The following is a 22439-nucleotide window of genomic DNA, read 5'->3' as shown; positions in this document are numbered from 1 at the left end:
CAAACCAGATGTTTGGCTGTCCCCCCGTCCATGCCATTTCAAAGTTGAGGCATCTCCCTCTCTAAAAAATCCCTGAGTAATTATTTATATTTTAAAATATTTTAAGTATTATAAGCTACTCAGTATATACAAATACTTAAGTACCGTCCGCCCGATAGTCGCTGGATATCAAGCGCAATGTTAACCCAAAGCTTCGTCATAGAATAAAACCCATGAATACACTTCCCGGTTACACAATCACAGAAGTTGTTCAACTTGGTGTGAAGTCCATCATTTATCGCGCAGTCAGGGAATCCGATCGATCATCGGCGATCGTTAAAACACTCAATACCGACTATCCCACAATAGAAGAAATTACCCGCTTGAGACATGAATACAAAATTAGCTCGAATCTCAAGCTAGAAGGGATTGTCAAACCCCATAGCTTAGAAAAATATAACAACAGTTTCGCTCTGATCTTAGAAGATTTCGGCGGTCAATCTCTCAGCCACTATCTCGCAGGTAAAAGTATTAAACTTCAGAAGTTTTTGCCACTAGCTATTCAAGTGGCTCAAACTCTCGGAGAAGTGCATCACAACCAGATTATTCATAAAGATATAAAACCATCAAATATTATCATTACACCAGATTTTGAACAAGTAAAAATCACCGACTTTAGCATGGCGACGCGCCTATCGAGAGAAGTCCACCAAAATAGCAATACTATGGTGCTAGAAGGCACTCTAGCCTATATATCCCCAGAGCAAACTGGTCGGATGAACCGAGACCTCGACTACCGAACTGACTTGTACTCTCTAGGCATCACCTTTTATGAAATGCTGACAGGAGAGTTGCCCTTTAATTCAACCGACCCGCTAGAATTAATTCACAGCCACATTGCGGTGACGCCAGTTCCTCCCCATCAACTAAACAATCAAGTCCCGCAGATAATTTCATCCCTTGTCATGAAACTATTAGCTAAAAATGCCGAAGACAGATATCAAAGTGCCTTTGGAGTAAAAGCAGACCTGGAAAATTGTCTAACTCAGCTACAAACTACTGGTAAAATTGAAAATTTTATTCCAGGCACACTTGACAAATCTGGTCAATTTTTGATTCCCCAAAAACTCTACGGTCGCACACAAGAAGTCGCTGATTTGATGGCATCATTCGAGCGAGTCAGCTTTGGGAATACAGAGATGGTGTTGGTAAGCGGTTACTCAGGCATCGGTAAAACCTCAGTTGTTAGTGAAATTAAAAAACCAATTGTACGGCAGCGGGGTTATTTTATTGCTGGCAAATTTGACCAGTTTAAGCGGGATATTCCTTATGCTGCAATAACTCAAGCGTTTGAGTCATTGATGCAGCAGTTATTCACAAAAAGTTCAGAAGAGTTGGCAATTTGGAAAGAAAAGCTCTTGTCGCGGCTAGGTCAAAACGGTGAAATTATTATTGATGTCGTTCCTTCTGTAGAACTAATAATTGGTTCGCAGCCTGGTGTTCCACAGTTGGGGCCGACAGAATCTCAAAATCGACTTTTTCGGGTGTTTAAAGAATTCCTGAAGGTGTTTGCCCAAGCCGAACACCCCTTAGTTTTATTTCTGGATGATTTGCAGTGGGCAGATTTAGCTTCCTTAAAATTGATTCAGGAACTCGTTACTGACCCGGATAGCCGATATTTTTTACTGATAGGAGCCTATCGAGATAACGAAGTCAATTCAACTCATCCGTTGGTGCAAACTGTAGAAAAAATTAAACAGACGGGTGCAGCGGTGCATAACATTATCCTCCCATGTTTAAAGTTTACCAACGTCATGCAGCTAGTGCGCGATACTTTGGGCAATGAAACCGAAAATTTCCAGTCTCTGGCAGAGTTGATTTTTAGTAAGACGGGCGGAAATCCATTTTTTATAACTCAACTCCTCTCAACCATGCACTCTGAAAAGCTGCTAGCATTTGATTTCAATATTGGTGCATGGCAGTGGGACATCACGGAAATTAACGCCGCTGGCATTGCAGATTACAGTGTCGTTGAATTAGTTGCTCGGAATCTGCAACAACTGCCGGAGGAGACGCAGCAAGTATTAAAATTAGCTGCTTGCACGGGCAACCATTTTAGTTTAGAAAATTTGGCAATTGTTAGGGGAAAATCACGTTCGGAAACGGCGGCGGATTTATGGGATGCGCTGCAAGCTGGTTTAATTCTGCCAATGAGCGATGCTTACAAAATCCCGTTGGTTGAAGAAAGCGACTTCGGGTGGCAATCCGATGGGGGTGGAGTTGCTAGTCGCGCTCAATCCTCAATATCTTACAGGTTTTTGCACGATCGCGTACAGCAAGCCGCCTATTCTCTCATTCCCGACTCCCAGAAAAAACAAACCCACTTAAAAATCGGCTTCCTGCTACTGGATTCAACTCCCGCGTCAGAAATCGCAGAAAATATCTTTGATATTGTCAACCAACTCAATATCGGAGTGGAATTCCTCACCACTCAGTCAAAGCGAGATGAATTAGCTAACTTTAATCTCATAGCTGGCAATAAAGCTAAGAGTTCTGCCGCCTATGAAGCGGCACTCAAGTATTTTAATGTAGGTCTAGGACTTTTAGCTGAAGAAGCTTGGCAGAGTCACTACGATTTAATCATGGAACTCCATATCGAAGCGCTGGAATTGTCCTACATAAATACCGACTTTGAGCGAGCGTTTCAGCTATCAGATGTGATTATATTCCGCGCCCAAAAGTTGCTAGAAAAAATTAAGGTTTATGAGCTAAAAATAGTTTTCTATTTTAATCAAAATCAAGCTCAACATTCGATAGATATAGCTCTCGAAGCTTTGAAAATGCTGGGAATTTATATTCCTAAAAGCCCCAAAAAACTGAATATTCTCATGGAGCTATTTCTGACAAAACTAGCTTTAAAAAACAAGCAGATTGATGATTTATTGAATCTGCCGCCAATGACTGACCCTAATAAAATTGCGGCTATAAGGATTTTAACGAATATGACTCCTGCTGCTTTTATAGTAGCACCTGATCTGTACCCACTGATCATCTTTAAAATGGTTATTCTTTCTCTGAAGTACGGGAATACGCCGCTGTCTAGTTTCGGGTATGTAGGGTATGGTTTGATTCACTGTGGAGTGTTAGGTGATATGGATTCGGGATACCGATACGGTCAACTAGCTCAGGCAGTGTTAGAGCGATTTCATACCAACTTGCACAACTCTCTAATCTCACTAAGCTTTAATGGTTTTATTCGCCACTGGTCGGAGCACATCAGAGCAAGTCTTACAGGTTTCATTGAGGGAATTCAGAGTGGAATAGAAACGGGAGATGTCAACAATGCTTGTTATTGTGCTAGTTTTTACAGCAACTATATATTTTTTAGTGGCGAACCTCTGGACTCCGTGGTGACCAAGCAGAGTCAATATATTGAAATGTTGGTGAATTACAAGAATGAATTTACGATTTCTCAAGCCACAGTTGGGGCCCAAATGGTCTTAAATTTGCAAGGTAAAACAGCTAATTCTTGCCTGTTGATTGGCGAAATGTTTAATGAAGAAACTATGCTGCCAGCTTTAATAGAAAGTCCAAATAATCTGGTAAAATTTGTAGTTTATTTGTATAAATCCTGGCTGCATTATTTGTTTAAGGACTATGCTAATTCTGTAAAAAATGCGATAACAGCCTCAAATTACTCTGACGCTGTGATGAGCATGATGTATGTTACTATCCACAATTTTTACTATTCCCTAGCGCTCTTAGCTTTATACCCCACAGCTTCAAAAAGCGAACAGAAACAATATCTAAAAAAAGTTGTTTCGCTTCAGAAAAAAATGAAGCATTGGGCTTTTCACTGTGCGGAAAATTATCAACACAAATATGACTTGGTAGAGGCAGAGAAAGCGCGAGTATTGGGACAATATGAAAAAGCTGCCCTGTATTACGATCGAGCGGTGAAAGGAGCCTCGAAGAATGAATACATCCACGAAGAAGCCCTAGCCAATGAACGGGCTGCAGAATTTTATCTAGCTAACGGTCGAAATAAAGTGGCTCAGAGTTATCTAATAGATGCTTACTACGGCTATATTCATTGGGGAGCAACCGCCAAGGTCAAACATTTGGAGTCAGAATATCCGATTTCTTTACCCCCTGTATCGGCAGGAAGATCCAGCGGATATCGAACTACTACTAGCACTAATTATAGCACGAGCAGCAGTCACAGCAGTTTATTGGATTTGACAACTGTTGTTAAAGCATCTCAAGCGCTAGCTAGTGAAATTGTGTTGGACAAGTTGTTAGAAAAGTTAATGAAAATGGCGATCGAGAATGCTGGGGCGCAAAAAGGTTTTCTCCTGATGCCCAAGGACGGAAAATTGCGGATTGAAGCAGCGGCATCGGTGGAGTCTTCGGATGTTGCAGTTGAACAATGCCCTAGAGTATCTCCTGCAGAGGTTTTGCCAATAACCGTGATTAATTATGTTGAAAAAACGCACTTAGATGTAGTTTTAAGTCAGGCTGCTAGAGAAGGTCTATTTACAGACGATCCCTATATTAAAAGGCAGCAAGTGAAATCTGCGCTTTGTACTCCTATTCTGAATCAAAGCAAACTCGTAGGTCTCCTTTATCTGGAAAATAATTTAGCTACTGAAGCGTTTTCTCCAACTAGGTTGGAAGTTTTGAAAATTCTTTCTTCCCAGGCTGCCATCTCTCTAGAAAATGCGGTACTTGTTGCTAATTTGTCGGAGGCTAAGGAACAGTTGGAGGATTATTCCCGGACGCTGGAGGTGAGAGTAGAAGAGCGCACGCAGGAATTAAAGACTAAAGAAGCTAAGCTGCAAGAAGCTCAAAAACTGGCGCACCTCGGCAACTGGGAATTTGATTTGGAGGGGGATAAATTAACTTGGTCGGAGGAAGTATTCCGAATTTTTGGCCTTGACCCTAAACTACCAGAGCCCACTATTTTAGAACACAGGAAGCAAATTCATCCAGATGACATAAAGTTGTGGTTAGAGGCAGTAGAGCAGATTAGTCTATTAGGAAATCCTTGCGAGTATGAGATGAGAATTTTGCGCGCTGATGGAGCTGTCAGATATATTTATCTTAAGGCGCAAGCTATTTTTGATGGCGGTAAGGTGATTAAGTTATTTGGGACGATACAGGACATTACGGAGCGCAAGTTAGCGGAGGATGCTTTGCGACTGTCTGAGGGGCAATTGAGAGAAAAAGCGACACAATTAGAAGTTACTTTGTCCCAATTACGCTCGACGCAGACTCAACTAATTCAAACTGAAAAAATGTCTTCTTTGGGACAGTTGGTGGCGGGGGTTGCTCACGAAATTAATAATCCGATTAATTTCATTTATGGCAATGTTCTCCATGCTAGCGATTATAGCTCGGAGCTGCTGGGATTGATTGAGCTTTACCAGGAGTCTTACCCGAATGCTAATCCTGAGATTGTTGCTAGAACAGAAGATATTGACCTGGCTTTTATTCAAGAAGATTTGCCTAAAATTCTAAAATCAATGCAGGTTGGGGTCGATCGCGTTCGCAATATTGTGCTGTCGCTGCGGAATTTCTCACGCCTGGATGAAGCCGAGATGAAACCAGTGGATGTTCACTCCGGGATTGATTCGACTCTGCTAATTTTGCAGCACAGGTTGAAAAAGGATGCACTCGGACATGGGGTTGAGGTAGTTAAAGAATACGGTCAACTGCCGAACGTAAATTGTTATGCTTCTGGGTTAAATCAGGTGTTTATGAATATTTTGAGCAATGCAATTGATGCAGTGGAGTTAGGAGTTGGGCGACCGGAGACAACTGCCCAACTAGAAAATCCTTTATCTCCAATTTTTGAGCGAAGGATTAAGATTCGGACTGAGGTATGCGACCAAAACTTGGTGAGAATTTATATTGCTGATAATGGTCGGGGGATGACGGAGGAAGTACGATCGCGAATATTTGACCCTTTCTTTACTACAAAAGCTGTGGGAAAAGGTACCGGTTTAGGGTTGAGTATCAGTTATCAGATTGTGGTAGAGAAACACGGCGGGAAGCTAATGTGCTTTTCCGCGCCCGGTGAGGGGGCTGAGTTTGTGATTGAAATTCCCGTGAAGCAGTGAACTTTTTGTAAGGATCGTCAATTAAATAATTTCCCTTTTTTCTTGTGGGATGGGCGTCCCGCCCGTCCTTTCTGGGCGGGCGGGACGCCCATCCCACAACAGTCATGAAAAGTGGATTTTATTTAATTCTCATCCCTAAGTTTTTATATATGTTTTTTTAACCGCCGATAAACGCCGATGAACGCAGATACAATTATATCTGCGTTCATCTGCGTTCATCTGTGTTTATCTGCTGATATCTGCGGTTAAAACTTCTCAATTTAAATATTAAACATCGCGTTCTGTCCGCACCCATTTAGTTTGCCGCTTCAGGAGAAAACCTAGATACAAAGGGATTTTCCAAAGGATGTAAAAAGGTACAGATAAGAGAGTTGAGCCAGAAATATCGGCACGCCCGAATTTTGCCCAAGCGCCGACAATTGAAACTAAAATCAGCAATCCTTGTACTGCTAACAAGACGGCGGGAATTGAGGATGTTCCCAAAATTGCTGCTAGTAAAGAGGTGGCAAAAGCAGCTAGCCAGATCGCGACTAAAAGCGATAGGGGAGGGACGGATAAGTCGAGGGCGATCGCCAATAAGTCAAAACGTTTTTGTTCGACTGAAGCTGCTGTCAGCCGGGGAGTTTGAGTTAACAATGTCTGTATGTGACCGTGTTCCCACCTGGTTCTTTGACTTTTAGCTGCTTGCTGCTGCTGTGGCAAACAGCCGGTGACGTTGGCTTCGGGGCAGAATACTGTTGGGTGTCCGGCGATCGCCAAATCCAAACTCATCTGCATATCTTCAACAATATTGCTGCTAGCTAGGGAAACCGATCGAATTATCGACCAGGGAAAAGCCATGCCAGTACCTGTTAGTAATGATGGGAATCCTAACTGTTTTAATCCGCTGGGACGGACTAAGTTTTTCACAAGAAATGCTAAAGCAGAAATGGAATCTTTGGGAGTAGGATTTGGTGGCTGTTCCATGAGATAAGTTGCTTGCACTGGTCTTTGTTGAGCAACTGCAACCCTGGCTAATTTTTCTATAGAGTCTGGCTGACAGATGCAGTCGGCGTCAACCATGATGACTACTTCGGGGGGGTCTGATTCGATCGACTGCAAGCCAAAATCCAGTGCGTATCCTTTGCCCTTGCGTTGTGTGTCTTGGCGCTCGATCGCACTTGCACCGCAGTTACGGGCGATTTCTGCCGTAGCGTCCGTGCAGTTGTCCGCAATCACTAACAGGCGGTCTTGAGGTGTTAGCTGTGGCAATATGGTGGAGATGGTGGCGGCAATTCCTGCTGCTTCGTTGTAAGCGGGAATTAAAACTGCTACTTTGGGGCGGGGCGCTTTAGTTTCCGCTGTCTCGCCCTCGCCGGACAAGAAAGCTGCACTGCATTCTAGAAATAGAACTGCAACGGGAATTAGAAGGATCAGGGCGATCGCCAATAGCACAACATCAATCAATAGGAACATTAGCTGATTAATTTCCACAATTCTAGTACCTTAATTTAATTTTATTTGTTGCGTTCATTGAGTGTATTTAATCTTATTGCATCTTTGTTAACTCACTGCGCCACGCTATCTAAAGTATCATCATATCATGCCCGCAAAAAATCACCCTTCTCACATTTTTAGTGATGACGCTAGTCCTCCTAAAACTACTAGGACGATCGTCCTGACTAAAAATTAATTTGAGTGCGGCCGTGCGGTCGCAAACAATATCCTATCATGTCTATTCTGAAAATGTTAAGTCACTCAATTTAATTAAACCTCAAACAAGCCCAGACTGGAGAAACCCGGTTTCTAAAATAAACCAGGTTTCCGGGTGTTCTATTTTTAATCAACTAAACACTTAGTCGATGTTTAACATCAAAGTTTAACATCAAATCCGGTTGCATCGGAATAATAAAATCGAGTCAACAGTTAACACTCAACCATTCCGTTTTTCGACACCGAGTCAACTGTCAACTGTCAACTGTCAACTGTCAACTGTCAACTGTCAACAATCATTTCGCTCGTGCAACCGGAATTGATATAACTCATTCATCCCCTGTGGGTGGGCACTCAGGAAGTAATCTCCCAACTCAAAACTATGTTCAAGCTACGCTGCATCGCGGATAGCAACAGATTCAGATTTTTTGGTGGTGAACTGTGCGGGGGCCGCAAATTCTCTGAGATATCTCGATATCGATCGCAAATATCCCACTTCTGCTTGAATCGAATCCAGGGTAGAAAGACTCTCAACTAAGTCATCAAACTCATCTGCCGTAACTCCAGCATTGTGCAAGACTTCTTGGCTAAGTCGCCCGCAAATTCCTTGCAGGAGGAGTTCGATAATCTCGCTATAGTCAGCGATTTCTGTTCCGTAACCTTGCAATTTCTTCGGATTGATTCCCCACTGCAAAATCTTCAACAAGTCTTCAGGGGCACTCCACGCAAAAGAGGAAGCAATCACTTCTTTTTCCGCTGCGACAAGAGCGTGCTTGATTTGCACTTCGGGGAAATCTGGATCGATGATTAGGCTTTCGAGCTTCGACACTTGTTTATCTAATACGGGCAAAGAAAAAGGAGCTAATTCTACAATCACCATGTCGCCAGCATCGTTAACACTTCTAAAAGGATCTTCCAAGACATTAATTAGAAGGTGAATATCGGTAGGTTTTTTCCAGTCAAATTGTCCTAGGAAAAACGGTTCTTCATATCCCGGCAAAAGTCCTTGAAAATAAATCGGCAGATTTTTGCCTGATTCAAGAATTTTATAAAGAGCTACTTCCAAGGTTTCTGTCGGCCAACCGAGATTACTTACTGCGACAAACTTCAGTTTGCCGGGAACGGACACAACCAAAGAATTCAGCAATAAATGTACAGCTTCGACCAGATTTTGAGCAGTTACGTAACGGTGGGGAGCGTGAACGTTGACAGTTTTACCTTGTTCTACTTTTTTGGACATTTGCTCGCAGAACAAGCTATTTTCTAACATATGGGTAAAGCGAACCATCCCGTAAGTGACATCTCCTTCTTGAGCTGCTTTGGCAAATTGCCATTCGGCAAACTTTTTCGAGGCGGCGTAAACTTCGGTTGTAAAATATCGAGATGTTTTGCCTGTAGAAGAGAAGATGCAATGTTCTACGCCGTATTCTTCGCAGAGTTGGATGATGTGTTTACATCCTAACAGGCTGGTTGTAACTGTTTCTCGGATTTTGATTTCAGCTAGTCCGGGTTGGCGTTGGGCTGCTAGGTGAAAAACAATTGCTGGTTTTTCTACCTCAAATATGTGTTTGAGCGCGTCGAGGTTGCGAATGTCGGCGGCATAGAAAGTTACAGCACCTTCTCTGGTAAAAAGCGGGAGATTTTCTTCGGGGTTGTGACATCGGGCGTTGTCTGCGGAAATGATTTTAGTTGCGCCTAATTCGAGGAGTTTTTCGATTAAGAAACGACCGACACATCCTTCTCCACCGGTGATGAGGATGGTTTTTCCTTTGATTTGGCTGCTGCAGGCGGATGCGTAGAGGTGAATAGTGCGATCGCGCACGTCGCTAAAAGGTTCGCTTTCTAATTGTCCGTCGGCTTGATAGGCGGAGATTAGCTGTGCGGTGAGAGTTTGTAATGCCGCGAGGATTTCAGGATCTTGGGGTTCCGGGGAACCGGGGCGAACTAGCTGCTGGATGCGATCGATTATTTCCGCTTTGCTGGCACCTTCAAACACTTCTCTTTGGTTAAATGCACTCTTCACTTTTTTTTCTCCTTTAAATTCTAGAAATACCGTTGCTGATAAGCGCGTTGTTAAACAAATTTTCGAGGAACAGAATCTTTAAAATTCTGGTGGGTTTTAGGATTTTTTCGACGACGAAAAGCTAGTTAATGGGAAAGACACGCGATCGGCTCGGCTTGTAGTTTTATTAAGCCCTTTTGTAACCTGCTTACTTCTGCGAGCTGCAAATATCGGCTAAGTCGGAATGTTTTCTGTCGAAAATTTGTCACTACAACTATATACTTAAATTGCTGATTGCTGCCAATACTCTGAACATATCTTTACTATTTCTTTGCAATAACCTGTGAGTTTTCACGTAATTTTAAAGTTTATGTAAAGTAGGGTCTACATTTAAAAAACTTAACAATACACTAGACATTGATTCTAGCACTTTACTATTTAATTAAAATGTATTTTTTGTTACTAAATGAAAGTGAAGTTTAAGTAAAAATACGCACAAAAATCTTAATCAAATATTTCCGTCTGCTCAAAATCTTGTTACTTGAGGGGTGGGGTAGTCCTGCAGTGCCTACCCCTGTATGTGTGCTGCTACTAGGCGCGAACGGTGCGTTCTTTTTTGCTGCCTTCAAAGCCGCGAGCGTCGGCAACATCGTAGCCTCCTGTCCGCAAGCGGCGGTCTAAATCGCTGGCTTCAGGAGAAGTTTTTGCTGCTTCTTCGATCGTCACTCTGCCTTCTAGCACCAGTTTGTAAAGACCTTGGTTGATAATCTGCATTCCTTCGTAAGTATCATGTTCCATCAACCGGAAAGCTTCATCATCAGCACCTTTCATCAAGTAATCGTGCATAGCAGGTGTATTCACCAAAATATCGTGAACTGCTACCCGACGGTTGTCAACTGTTGGCAGCAAAAGTTGGGCAATTACCGCTACTAAAGAATCGCAAATTTGAAGCCGCATCGCCTGTTGTTCTTCAGGTGGGTAGAGGTTCAACAACCGATTAATAGCGTTAATGGCGCTGCGAGTGTGGAGAGTTCCCAATACTAAGTGACCAGTTTGAGCTGCTTGCAAAGCTGTATTGATGGTAACTCTGTCGCGCATTTCCCCGATCAGAATTACATCGGGATCTTCCCGCAAAACTGCGCGCAAAGCCTGCTGAAACTCGTGGGTATGCAAGCCGACTTCCCGCTGGCTGACCAAGCATTTTTTAGAAGGATGAATGAATTCGATCGGGTCTTCAATTGTAACTACGTGCTTTTGCTCCATCTGATTGAGGTGGTCGATCATCGCAGCTACGGTTGTGGATTTCCCCGAACCGGTAGGCCCCGTAACCAATATTAATCCCTGCGATCGCAAAATGATATTTTTGAGAACTTCTGGCAACCTCAAGGAATCGATAGTAGGTATTTCCAAACTAATCAACCGCAATACTATGGCACCGCCGCTGAGAGAATCAAAACAGTTTAGCCGACACCGCACGAAGCCAGGGTAAAAAATTGCTGAGTCTAATTCCTTGGTAGTTGCAAACTGTTTTCGCTGTTCGGGGGTGAGAATTTCGGCTAGGTAATTTTCAAAAATTTCTGGGGTTACTTTGGGGTGGTTAGTTGCTACTTGCATCACGCCCCGAATCCGAAATCGAGGTAGTTGGCCGACTCGAATGTGAATGTCGGAAGCGCTCGCTGCATGGGCATCTCTGACCATTTGTTCGATCGTACTGACGGGTGTCTCAACAGGCCGCTGCTGCTGGGCTGCGGGGGGCACACTCGGCGCTGGAGGCGGTGCGGGAGTTGCAGCCAAGGGCGGGGGCGGTGGCGGTGTTCGTCGGCGGCCTTGAGCCTCTGGTTGAACGGGTGTAGGATTGTTTAATGGGTTCATTTTTTGGTCTCCAGTCAATCGATTTTAGATTTTAGATTTTAGATTTTAGATTTACTCGACAGATTAATCTGGGAGCTTGAACTAAGCTCTAAAATTGGGGTATGTCCACAAAGCGAGTGTTGGGGCTTGTATCCGTTGTTGGGCGCGGTCAATGTATTAATTGCGAAAAAAGGCCCGATTTCTAATTTTATCGCTCGCAGCTAATTCGGTGTTAAATGCTGAGAATATTTTACAATTAGGCTTGATGGGGCGATCGAGTAATTAACAATTTCAACTCCTATGAACATCGGTCACAAAATCGCCGACTGGCTCGAAAATCGCGCTGTTACACCTGCCTACGCGGGTTGGCTGCTGTCGGGGATGACGGTTTTCTTTTTTGGGTCAGCAACTAATACAATGTCTGGGTGGCTGTACGTGCTCAGCGGTGGGGGTTTGGCGTTGTTGGGAGTAGCGGCGGTTTTGCCTGGAAAATCGCTCCGTGCCTTGGAAGTCCGTCGCCGCCCGATCGAACCGGTGAGTGCGGGCGATCAAATCACCGTTGAACTAGAAATCGAAAATCGCGCCCGCCAACCTAAGACTCTGTTACAAGTCATAGACATCTTGCCGTTTGTATTGGGAGAACCCGTCGCCCGCCCGATCGAAGTCATAGAGCCGAACAGTATATACAGGGATACATACTATCTCGAAGTCCGGCAGCGCGGCGTCTATCGTTGGCAAGAGATAAACTTGAGGACGGCGGCACCTTTAGGGTTGTTTTGGTGCAGACGCAGCCGCGCAGTCAAAGCGGTGGCGGTTGTGTATCCAAAGGTTTTGCCGTTGAGCACTTGTCCTTTGATCGATCGCATCGGTCAAGAAGACAGCCCGCAATTTTACAATCGCAGTCGATCGCAAACTGCTACCGAAGGTCTCACCCGCAACCTGAGACCTTACCGCCACGGAGACCCCACCCGCCTGATTCACTGGCGCACCAGCGCCCGCTACGGAGAACTGCGGGTGAGAGAGTTAGAAGTTGCAGCCGGCGGTCAAGAAATTATTATTGCTCTCGACAGCGCTGCGGCGTGGCAGCCAGAAGAATTTGAACGAGCCGTGACAGTAGCTGCGTCTCTTTACTTCTATGCTAGCAAGCGCCTGTTAAACGTCAAACTTTGGACTGCCGGGACTGGACTTGTTTCGGGGAACCGGGTAGTTTTGGAAACTTTAGCGGCGGTTAATGCTGGGGAAGATGCGATCGATAATCGGTCGAAACTGCCGATAATTTGGCTGACTCAAAACTCTGCAAGTTTAAACACTCTTTCCCCTGGCAGTCGCTGGGTACTTTGGTCGAGTGCCACTGCTGAAACAGGCGAAAAAATGTTAGTCAAACATGAGTTACCCGGTTTAGAAATTCGCTCCGATCGACCCTTAGAACTTCAGTTACAAGATCCTCTGGAAAGAGCGATTAGTTATTAAGTAAGATAGTCCACGAAAAAACCTGTGAAAGAGCGATTAGTTATGAAAATTGACTTGATTAATCTAAAATCTCAAGAAACATGATAAACTACAGAAGTATAATCCATAAACTTGAGCGTCTTACAGGAGCCGGCAATTGCTTGGCAAGTTAAGAGCAGGTTAGATTACTCGGACTCCGGTCGCAAACATCATATCTCATTCACCAAATAGGAGAAAAAATGAGTTTCTGGGAGAAATTAAAGCAGAACGTATCGCAAATGAACGATTCTCTGCAAACCAACATTTCCAAGTTTAAAAATAATGAGTTTGCTGAAGCCTCAATGGCAATATGTGCATTGATTGCTGCTGCTGATGGCACTATCAATACCGAGGAAAGACAAAAAACGGCGGCTCTAATAATTTCCAATGAAACACTCCAAATTTTTCCGGCGTCGGAGTTGAAGCAAAAATTTGATTTTTATTGTGAGAAGCTCTCACAGGACTTCGATTTTGGTAAAATTGAGGCTATCCAAGCGATAGGGAAACTTAATAAAAAACTAGACCAAGGTCGTGCCGTCATCCAAATTGGCATTATTATCGGTGGTGCGGATGGTAATTTTGACAAAGATGAAAAGAAGGTTGTCAAAGAAGCTTGCCATGCTGTGGGCATTAATCCTGGGGAATTCGATCTCTAAATTCAGCTATTTCCTGGTTCTAGCCCATCAATTATTCAAGGCTTGATATCTGCGAATAGCATTGTTCATTGAGTTTATTTGCTCTGCGTGAAATGAGGGAGGCATTAAGCTATGAACAGTATGAAGGAGTCCATTGTGCATGACATCGGTCGGAAGTGCAGAATGATCGAGTCCTAGTGTATGTCCTATTTCATGGGCAATGGTATTTGCAATTAAGTTAGATAGTTGATTGAGACTAAGGCTGGCATTGTAAGAAGCATAGAATACTTGGTCAATCCGAATAATCGCCCGATCTGTAACCATTCCCGATTTGAAGCTAGCCACGCCGAGATAGTCAACCGGCTGGCTATCAACGAATATATAAACATGAGTAAAATCTTCGCCCCACTCTTTGCGATCGGGGGGATCGGAGGTCAAAAATACCTTGACGCTTCTAAATGCGCCGTAGAGTTTGGAGAAAGCGTCCATCAGTAAGGAAAAGATCGCTTCTTTATTTTCGGGTGCGACATCCATTCCTGATAAATCTACCCAAATACAACGGCGAAAATCGCTATCATTATCAATTAGAACTCTTCCACAGGAAGGGCAAAACTCCCACTGAGGCTGGGTACGGGAACGACAGCCGTGACAGCGGAGTTTGGGGGTTCTAGTCAGGTTTAGCCGTTGAGAGAGGGGGAGTTTTAGCTTGCGATTGTGTTTGGTTAAGTCTAGGCGATCGTACAGCGACATTGACTGAGTGTAAGAATTTTTTCTCGTAACATAACGTATTTTTCATCTCATGTAAATTACGCTGATTACTTCAGGTATTTCAACAAAACAAAGGGTATTCATCGTTGTTGTCCACTTCTGATTCCAGGAAGTAAGGAGCATCTATGTACCGAAGGAGTTGTTAAGCATAGGTTTTCACAAGTTCCTGTAACCCATTAACCTTAACACCGTTACCGATGGCTGCCATTTTCCACTCATTATTATGCTTGTAGATTTCTGCCATCAGCATCCCCGTCATGCCTTTGTATTCAGAACCTGAGAGGTTGTATTTTGCAAGTTCTTGATTATTAGACGTATTAACCAAACGCACAAACGCATTTTGAACTTGTCCGAAGTCTTGCTTGCGTGCAATGCAATCGTAAATGTTAACTGTAAAAACCAGTTTGACAATTTGCGAGGGAATTCGAGATAAATCGACGAGAATTTGCTCGTCATCTCCCTCTCCCGCTCCAGTCAAATTATCACCTAGATGCGTAATAGCTCCTGAACGGTGGGAGAGATTGCCAAAATAAACGATATTGGTCATATCATTCACTTTGTCATTTCCATCTAAACAAATCACTGAGGCATCCAGGTCATAATCGGGAGCACTGCTAAAAGCCCCAAACAAACCTCCACCGGAGCGTTTCGCCACATCCCACCCTAATCCGCACATCAGTTTTGTTAGCCCGGGTGCTTCTTTGGAAAGCGAGATGCGCTGTCCTTTTTGTAGGTTAATTCCCATGTGTTTTACCTTTTAGCTATAGCGATCGAGTAATGCTTGTAAACCACCTTGATAACCTGAGCCCACTGCATTGAGACGCCACTCGCCGTCTTTCCGGTAGAGTTCAGCCATGATCAGTGCTGTCTCTATGGAATAATCTTCTACCAGGTCATAGCGAACAGCTTCCTGTTGTGTTTGGGCATTAACGAGCCGCACGAAGGCATTTTGCACCTGACCAAAATTTTGACGGCGTTGCTGTGCTTCATGGATGGTTACAGTTACAAGAATTTTTTGGACATCATTAGGCACTTTTTTGAGGTTGATTTTGATAACTTCATCATCCCCCTCGCCGGCCCCCGTGAGATTATCTCCCAGGTGCTGCACTGATTTGTCGGGATCTGGACTTGTGAGATTGTTGTAAAAAATGAAGTGGTTGTCAGAAATTAATTTTTCGTTAGCACCTAAGAGGAACAATGATGAGTCTAGGTCAAAGTCAGAGCCCGTGTCTGTAGCTTTAACGTCCCATCCCAGTCCTATGAATACTTCTGAGAGACCGGGTGAAATTTTCTCAAGCGATATCCGTTGTCCTTTGCTCAGAGATACTGCCATGATTCAATCTTCCTCTTTATTAGAAGTGGTTATGGAGGGAGGCGCGGACTTGAAAACTTTTTTAAGTTTTTGCTGGAAATAGTTGTAGAATTTTTAATCTTAAATAATAAGAATATTAGCTAACTGTGCAGATGTCAATAGGGATGACAACTCTTAATTATTTTTTGGGTCTGAGTACAAAGTAATCATGCCCTGCCTCCCACAGTTGTGTATTCTCAACTTGGGTTATTGTGCTTGTGTATTTTGAACTCTCGGAACTTGACTCTGTTTTGTGATGCAAGTGACCATTACCAGGCCGTTTCCACAAGGCCCTCCGCTTGGAAGTCTCCTGTGATGCAATACCATCGACTTGTGGCGTCGATGGTGTTGCGACGGATTCCCAACTCTTGAGCGGCTTCGATTTTCTTCATGCCATTTAACTCGATCGCTCGGATGACCTGATGAAGGATGTATAAATGTACAGTTTGGGCCCAAAAGTCGGCGCGATCGCTCTGCAAAACTGGCCACTAATTGTAGTCTATTTTCTAACCGACGAAAGCGGTTGCTATAGTTTAATTTAAATGCCGATCGGCTCGAATCGAACTCTTTGCCTGACAATAAAATCTTAATCCCTATCACTCCGTAGTGTCGGGGAGAATTTCGACTACATACTCCGGTACATATTCGGGTCGATTTTCGGACCGATTCGGGGGCAAATTCTTGGGCAAATTCTCCGGTGGATGCTCGATCCTGACTCGCCGGATCGGAAGATTTGCAATTAGTGCTGTGGCCCGCTGGTCGCTCTCCAGCGAGAACTCAGACCCAGTGGTATCGATTTCCACGTAGCGAGACACCACCTCTAGAATTTCTCGGCGCATCGACTCAACCATTTCTGGGCTGAGTTCTGAGCGATCGTGGGCTAGAACCAGTTTGAGGCGCCGTTTTACCTCGTCGCGGCTGTTGTCAGGGGTGCGCGGGAAAAGTCGTTCGAGAAGTGTGTGTATCATGGGTCAGGCTGATTTGTCAAGGGTTAGGCATAGAAAACGTTATACGATTTTCGATTTTCGATTGGGGAATCACTCATTCCCTAATGGTTTAAAGTTGACCTACAGTTTCATTCTTTTTGGGAACTGGTGTCACTGGGGGAAAATTTGGGCTAGTTTTTTTGATGAAGTCGCTGCTGTTAAAGATCGATCGCCCATATTGCAGCACATCACATAATTTTAGTATTTAAGAACTTGCGGAGGCGAGTAAAGAAGTTTTCTCGATGGGGATTGAGATCTAGAAATTCAACTTTTTCGCCTTCTAAGCGGCGGGCAATATTGTCGAAGGCAGTTCCAGCTAAAGAGGCCGTTTCCGACAATACTAATGGTTCGCCTCGGTTGGTGGAAACGATGACGCGCTCGTCGTCGGGAACCACGCCTAACAGCGGAATGGCGAGGATTTCCCGCACGTCTTGCACCGACATCATATCATTTGCCAGCACCATTGCGGGTCTGATCCGGTTGACGATCAGGTTGATTTTCTTGACATTGTTGGCTTCCAGCAGCCCGATGACTCGATCGGCATCGCGGACAGCAGCGATTTCGGGAGTGGTGACAATTATCCCTTCTTGAGCCGGCGCGATCGCATTTTGAAAACCTTGTTCAATTCCAGCAGGAGAGTCGATCAAAATATAGTCGTATTTTGCTCCCAACATCCCCACAAGCTGCTTCATTTGCTGGGCGCTGATGGCATCTTTCATCCGAGTTTGGGCAGCCGGCAACAGCACCAAGCGCGGCTGCCGCTTATCTTTCACCAAAGCTTGCTCTAATCGGCACTCTCCAGCGAGAACTTCTAATGCCGTGTAAACAATCCGATTTTCTAAGCCCAGCAGCAAGTCTAAATTTCTGAGACCGAAATCGGCATCAATTACGGCAACGTTGCGCCCCCGCTTAGCTAAAGCCATGCCGAGATTGGCTGTGGAGGTGGTTTTTCCTACCCCGCCTTTCCCTGATGTAACAACAATAATGCGAGCCATAAGCGATTTTAGATTTATTGGGAATTTGTGATTTGTGATTGGTAATTAGTAATTGGTAATTGGCAATGGGTAATTGGTCTTATTATCGGTTGATGATTAGCAACGATTATTTGGCAATTTGGCAGCAATCTGTTATTCAGTGAATTAACTCAAAACTCAAAACTCTCCTTGTAATACTAATTCTATATGAAGCTGCGCTTAATTTTAAAATCGTCCTTTAGTGGCTGATTTAGCCAAGGGAAAAATTATCAAGTGCAGGCTTAAAGAGAAATAGTATTACAAATTACCCATTACCAATTCCCAATTACCAATTACCGATTACTCATTACCCCCGACTAACTGCGATTTGTCAAAATCAGAGGCTCTACCGATCCGAATCCCTTGGGGCGTCACATAGGCGACTTCCGGGAAAAACTGAGCGGGTGAGGTTTCTGGGCCTCTGGCAACATACTTAGCAATCCTAATCACCATCGGTTCCATCTGCAAGGTCATAATCACGCTTTTGGTGTTGCCACCGGCACCGGCGTGCACGACTCCCCGCAAACGGCCCCAAACTAGGATATCGCCTCCGGCGATGACTGAGCCGCCGGGATTTACGTCTCCCAAAAGTACGACGGTGCCAGGATGGCGAATTTCTACGCCCGATCGCACTGTCATCTGCAAATATAAAGGTTCCGCCAGCGATTGCGGTTTTTCAGCGGCGGCTTTATTCAGGGAAGAAACCGGAGGCTGCTGTTCTACACAATAGCCTGCTGTAGCTGCGGCAACGGCGGTTTGGCGGCGACTGGTGTGGACTCGTTTGAGTTGCAGTTCCACTTCGGAGAGGGCATCGGCGATTTCTTGCAGTTGGCGGATATCTAAAAGTCGATCGTTCCCCATCAATTGTACTTCTGCGTTTGGCTGCCAAAAGCGTTCTCCTGCGTTCAGTCTGACTTTTAGCTGCTGCCAAAGTTCAGTCCAAGTCGAGGCGGAGGCTGTTGCGGGTTCGCTATTGGTTTCTGGGGGGAGTAGCAACAGTAGCTGTCCATCTTCGGTTTTGAGTCTGACTTGCAGCTCCAAGCTGACTTCGGGTGTTGATTGAGGGGCGGCAGCGGCTCCGGCGGTGGCATCGGGTGTCATGGACAGGTCTGAGTTCAGGTAGGGACAGGTTAACATCAATATTAGCTCGATCGGTCTTTTGGCTCAGCTTCGTTTGTGAACAAGATTTTTTTTATTAACCGCAGAGGGCGCAGAGGACACAGAGAAAGAGAATAGAGAGGAGAAGAGAGAAATAGTTTTGACAAGCTATAGCAATCCTCGCATCATTTGTGAATTTCTTACTCCGTCCCCGCGAGTTCGGGGAGAGTTGGGGAGGGGTAAAAAATTCACGACTCCTGCAAGGATTGCTATATGATAATTCAATAATAACGGGCTTACTAATTATTGATTTTTAATTACGTTATGCAACAAATTGAACGTTATCGCGGCAGTCTTCTCGGTTTGGCAGTTGGCGATGCTTTGGGAACAAGTTTAGAGTTCTGTCGCCCCGGAACTTTTACACCTATTAACGATATGATTGGCGGTGGCCCGTTTCGACTGCAACCGGGTGAGTGGACGGATGATACTTCGATGGCGCTTTGTTTGGCCCAAAGTTTGATTGAGAAGCAAGGTTTCGATCCAGTCCATCAGTTAGAAACTTATTTGCGGTGGTGGCGAGACGGACATTTGAGCAGTACGGGCGAGTGTTTTGATATTGGCAATACGGTTCAGCAAGCTCTTTGGAAGTTTGAAGATACAAGAAAACCTTACTGCGGTTTTACCGATGCTCAGACTGCTGGCAACGGTTCGATTATGCGCTTGGCTCCCGTGCCTTTGTTTTATGCTACAAATCCTTTGGAAGTCATAGAAAAATCTGGAGAAAGTTCGAGAACTACTCACGGTGCTGCTACTTGTGTGGATGCTTGCCGTTATTTGGGTGCTTTAATTGCGGGGGCGGTGAATGGAGTTGCTAAAGATGTGTTGCTGTCGGAAAGATATTGTCCTATTTCGGGATATTGGGCCGCAAATCCGCTGGTAGCAGAGATTGATGAGATTGCGGCGGGTTCTTTTAAATTGCGACAACCTCCTGAAATTAAAGGTACTGGTTATGTTGTCAAGTCTTTGGAGGCGGCACTTTGGGCGTTTTACAACAGTTCTTCTTTTGCCGAAGGCTGTTTGTTGGCTGTGAATTTGGGCGACGATGCGGATACAACTGGTGCGGTTTACGGACAGTTGGCGGGGGCTTTTTACGGAGAATCTGGTATACCGGAAAAATGGATCTCGCAATTAGCCGATCGCACTTTAATTGTATCTTTTGGCGATCGGCTTTTCTCTTTATCTAGTTAAAACCGATGTTTTAAATCAAGGGTGACAATTCCCAGGCATAACATAAATAATTGTAGATACTGTCAGGACTTGTTTCATGACAAGATTGTATTACGTATGGAATAAATTCTGTTGTTTTTATAGATAATTTGTTCAGCTCTTGAGCCTCACGCGCATTCCTCCCGTCACTCACCGGAGTACCGTTAGACTGCGGGACTCCTGCTGTTTTAATTGAAAAAACGTGCATTTCTCGGACGCAGATAATACCCTTTCTTCACTATTTCATCGGGACACAGCATTGTTGTGTCCCTACTGTATGCAAGCGCGATCTCATTTGAAAAATACCCTGTTAATAAGTCAACTTTTCTTCGCCCGTAATTTGCACTTTCCCACCTTCTCAAGACTCTTCGCTAGCTCTTAGCTGAGTAGGTTGGCTACCTTGTTTGATGTTGATGCTAATTTTTTTAGATCCTTTGTTTTCCAAGTCTCGGATGTAGTCGTTCGAGTTGTCGGAAGCTTCCTGTCTGCTGTCATAGGGCCCGAAGTAATAGGTACGCTTTGGCGAATCTGTATCAACTTCTACCCACCATTCGTCGCGTCGAGTGCTGCTAGCAGGTTGAGCTAGTAGCCAAAAAGCCGTGAAAAACATACCCAACATAGAGATTTCAAACATATTTACCTCTGGGAATACTTAAGTAGTGTTTACTCTTATCAACTTATCCGGGCAAATAACTCGATCGCCTCATCCTCAGTGCTGATTTGACGCAGGTAATTTTTGAGAGTAAGTGCTGCATCAAATCAGCATTTTGGTGGAGAAGAGTTCTAGGCTGGGTGGCGGTAAGTGACTGCTAGACATACAAAGTCCGCAAGGTAAGGACTAGAAGAAGAGTGTGTTTATATTATTGTTGAGGTTTGAGTTAAGTCAAAACTCAACTTTTTTAAATCTCTACACTTGCTGATAATTCTTCTTCGCAAATGGTAAGATGCGAAGGCTGACAGCGTTTGATGCGGATACTAACCCTTTTAGCTCCCTCGCTTTCCAAGTCTTCGATGTAGCCTGGAATATTGCTGGAAGCTTCTTTGTCGGTGTCGAAGGGGCCAAAATAGTAGGTACAGTGGGGCAAATCGGTGACAATTTCTACCCACCATTTCTCAGACCGGCGGTGGTTCGGCCCGGCCAACACGGACAAGACTGCAACGTAGATACAAAATAAATAAAATCCGAGCATCTTTATTCTTGAGGGTGGTTTAATTTATTATTTAAATCTATCAAAATAATTTGCCAGATCGAATCAACCTCAGTGCTGATTTTGCGTCGATCGACTTTAGATGCGAGATTTTATATCTTAGATTTTTCCTCCCATCTAAAATCTAAAGCAAAACCCGCCGATGCGGGTTGTTTGCTAACTAAAAAATGCTCTTTTTCCAAACTAGATGGCTGGGCAAACCTCAGCTTGCTGAGGTTTAGCGCTTGCCTTTGGGGAACTGTTCGATACCAGCCCAACCGTAGAAAACCAGCTCGTCATTCTGAACTCGGCAGCGGTCTACTCGCAGTTGAGTGCCTTCTAAGGCAAATTTGTCTAAGTCTAGCAAGTTATTTACGTGGGCAATTATAGCTTGACCCAAGTCTACTGCTTGCCCGTCACCGCCGTAAGTAACGCTGACAAATTGGATTTTACGTCGGTCTTCTACTTGCAATTGAGCTGTAATATCTATTTTGACCGGTTCGCTGGCCTCGCCTACGGTAATTTCGGACTGAAGCCGAATTGATTTGTCGGTTCCGAAGCTGACTTCAGTGTTTTGAAAGTGCAGAGATTGCTCTTGGTACTTCAGCTTCTGGAGTTTTTCAACTACAAAAGGTGTATTGAATGAGGTGGTTAAATCCGATCGACTTAAGACTACTCGCATATTTGCCTGGGTAGGCTGCCGCAATTTCACTTGACCTGCAAAAATCGCCCCAAAATCAATGGAGAGTGCTTGCAGATAGAGTTCCATCACTTCTATGCGAAGGCCGTTGTACATCAACATACCTTTGCCAACGAAGTCGAAACCGTCGATGCTTCCCTGCAAGAGTTTGGCTACTGGTTCGACTCGGATGTTGGCCTCGGCCTTTTCAGAACGCTTGAATAAGGCTGCGATCGCAGCTCCTGCTACTTTACTAACAAGGCGATCGCCACTTTGACCTTGAAAGGATGTACCGCTAAACAAAGCTGCTACCATTTATTCG

Annotated in this window: 17 protein-coding genes; 4 read left to right on the top strand and 13 right to left on the bottom strand. The window is 44.4% G+C overall.

Annotated features, from left to right (window positions below; all coding sequences use genetic code 11):
• The first annotated feature begins 212 nt into the window (after positions 1-212).
• Entirely contained in the window at positions 213-6101 is a 5889-nt protein-coding gene (locus tag QUB20_RS08255; RefSeq protein WP_333245496.1) for an AAA family ATPase, read from the top strand.
• A 267-nt stretch (positions 6102-6368) separates the two neighbouring features.
• On the opposite strand, the gene QUB20_RS08250 is transcribed toward QUB20_RS08255, so the two are convergent.
• The 3 genes from QUB20_RS08250 to QUB20_RS08240 form a co-directional block, all read right to left on the bottom strand.
• Positions 6369-7556, bottom strand: a complete 1188-nt coding sequence (locus tag QUB20_RS08250; protein WP_333245493.1) for a glycosyltransferase family 2 protein — start codon at positions 7554-7556, stop codon at positions 6369-6371.
• Between the two features lie 628 nt (positions 7557-8184).
• Complete coding sequence (locus QUB20_RS08245) at positions 8185-9816, bottom strand: polysaccharide biosynthesis protein (protein WP_333245490.1); 1632 nt, start codon at positions 9814-9816, stop codon at positions 8185-8187.
• A 570-nt stretch (positions 9817-10386) separates the two neighbouring features.
• Positions 10387-11667, bottom strand: a complete 1281-nt coding sequence (locus QUB20_RS08240; protein WP_333056086.1) for a PilT/PilU family type 4a pilus ATPase — start codon at positions 11665-11667, stop codon at positions 10387-10389.
• A gap of 279 nt (positions 11668-11946) precedes the next feature.
• On the opposite strand from QUB20_RS08240, the gene QUB20_RS08235 reads away from it, so the two are divergent.
• Positions 11947-13116: a DUF58 domain-containing protein gene (locus QUB20_RS08235; RefSeq protein ID WP_333245487.1), complete on the top strand. Its 1170-nt coding sequence runs from the start codon at positions 11947-11949 to the stop codon at positions 13114-13116.
• Between the two features lie 218 nt (positions 13117-13334).
• Positions 13335-13790 carry a TerB family tellurite resistance protein gene (locus tag QUB20_RS08230; protein ID WP_333209493.1) on the top strand — a complete coding sequence of 152 codons (456 nt, stop codon included), beginning with the start codon at positions 13335-13337 and terminating at the stop codon, positions 13788-13790.
• Between the two features lie 27 nt (positions 13791-13817).
• Here QUB20_RS08230 and QUB20_RS08225 read toward each other — a convergent pair whose 3' ends face one another.
• The 7 genes from QUB20_RS08225 to minC form a co-directional block, all read right to left on the bottom strand.
• Entirely contained in the window at positions 13818-14519 is a 702-nt protein-coding gene (locus QUB20_RS08225) for a zinc-dependent metalloprotease family protein (RefSeq protein ID WP_333245485.1), read from the bottom strand.
• 160 nt (positions 14520-14679) lie between these two features.
• Positions 14680-15282: a TerD family protein gene (locus QUB20_RS08220; protein WP_333056081.1), complete on the bottom strand. Its 603-nt coding sequence runs from the start codon at positions 15280-15282 to the stop codon at positions 14680-14682.
• Between the two features lie 12 nt (positions 15283-15294).
• Positions 15295-15870, bottom strand: coding sequence for a TerD family protein (locus QUB20_RS08215; protein ID WP_333056080.1), 576 nt, complete (start codon positions 15868-15870; stop codon positions 15295-15297).
• A gap of 287 nt (positions 15871-16157) precedes the next feature.
• Entirely contained in the window at positions 16158-16367 is a 210-nt protein-coding gene (locus tag QUB20_RS08210) for a hypothetical protein (protein WP_333291286.1), read from the bottom strand.
• Positions 16368-16484: 117 nt separating this feature from the next.
• A complete protein-coding gene (gene minE / locus QUB20_RS08205) occupies positions 16485-16856 on the bottom strand; it encodes a cell division topological specificity factor MinE (RefSeq protein WP_333245482.1) in 372 nt (123 codons plus the stop codon).
• Positions 16857-17062: 206 nt separating this feature from the next.
• Positions 17063-17869, bottom strand: coding sequence for a septum site-determining protein MinD (gene minD / locus QUB20_RS08200; protein WP_333241448.1), 807 nt, complete (start codon positions 17867-17869; stop codon positions 17063-17065).
• A 318-nt stretch (positions 17870-18187) separates the two neighbouring features.
• Complete coding sequence (gene minC, locus QUB20_RS08195) at positions 18188-18988, bottom strand: septum site-determining protein MinC (RefSeq protein WP_333056111.1); 801 nt, start codon at positions 18986-18988, stop codon at positions 18188-18190.
• 321 nt (positions 18989-19309) lie between these two features.
• Here minC and QUB20_RS08190 point away from each other — a divergent pair, with 321 nt between their 5' ends.
• Complete coding sequence (locus tag QUB20_RS08190; RefSeq protein ID WP_333245479.1) at positions 19310-20233, top strand: ADP-ribosylglycohydrolase family protein; 924 nt, start codon at positions 19310-19312, stop codon at positions 20231-20233.
• Positions 20234-20609: 376 nt separating this feature from the next.
• Here the strand turns inward: QUB20_RS08190 and QUB20_RS08185 are convergent, their stop codons facing one another.
• The 3 genes from QUB20_RS08185 to QUB20_RS08175 form a co-directional block, all read right to left on the bottom strand.
• Positions 20610-20885, bottom strand: coding sequence for a DUF1816 domain-containing protein (locus tag QUB20_RS08185; RefSeq protein WP_333157253.1), 276 nt, complete (start codon positions 20883-20885; stop codon positions 20610-20612).
• Positions 20886-21150: 265 nt separating this feature from the next.
• Entirely contained in the window at positions 21151-21441 is a 291-nt protein-coding gene (locus tag QUB20_RS08180; protein WP_333241444.1) for a DUF1816 domain-containing protein, read from the bottom strand.
• 235 nt (positions 21442-21676) lie between these two features.
• Positions 21677-22432 (bottom strand): DUF2993 domain-containing protein, encoded by a 756-nt coding sequence (locus tag QUB20_RS08175; protein ID WP_333245476.1) that lies wholly within the window; start codon positions 22430-22432, stop codon positions 21677-21679.
• Positions 22433-22439: the final 7 nt, after the last annotated feature.

The sequence above is a fragment of the Microcoleus sp. B4-C2 genome (assembly GCF_036705265.1).
GTDB lineage: Bacteria > Cyanobacteriota > Cyanobacteriia > Cyanobacteriales > Microcoleaceae > Microcoleus.
This window is presented reverse-complemented; position numbering and strand designations above follow the sequence as displayed.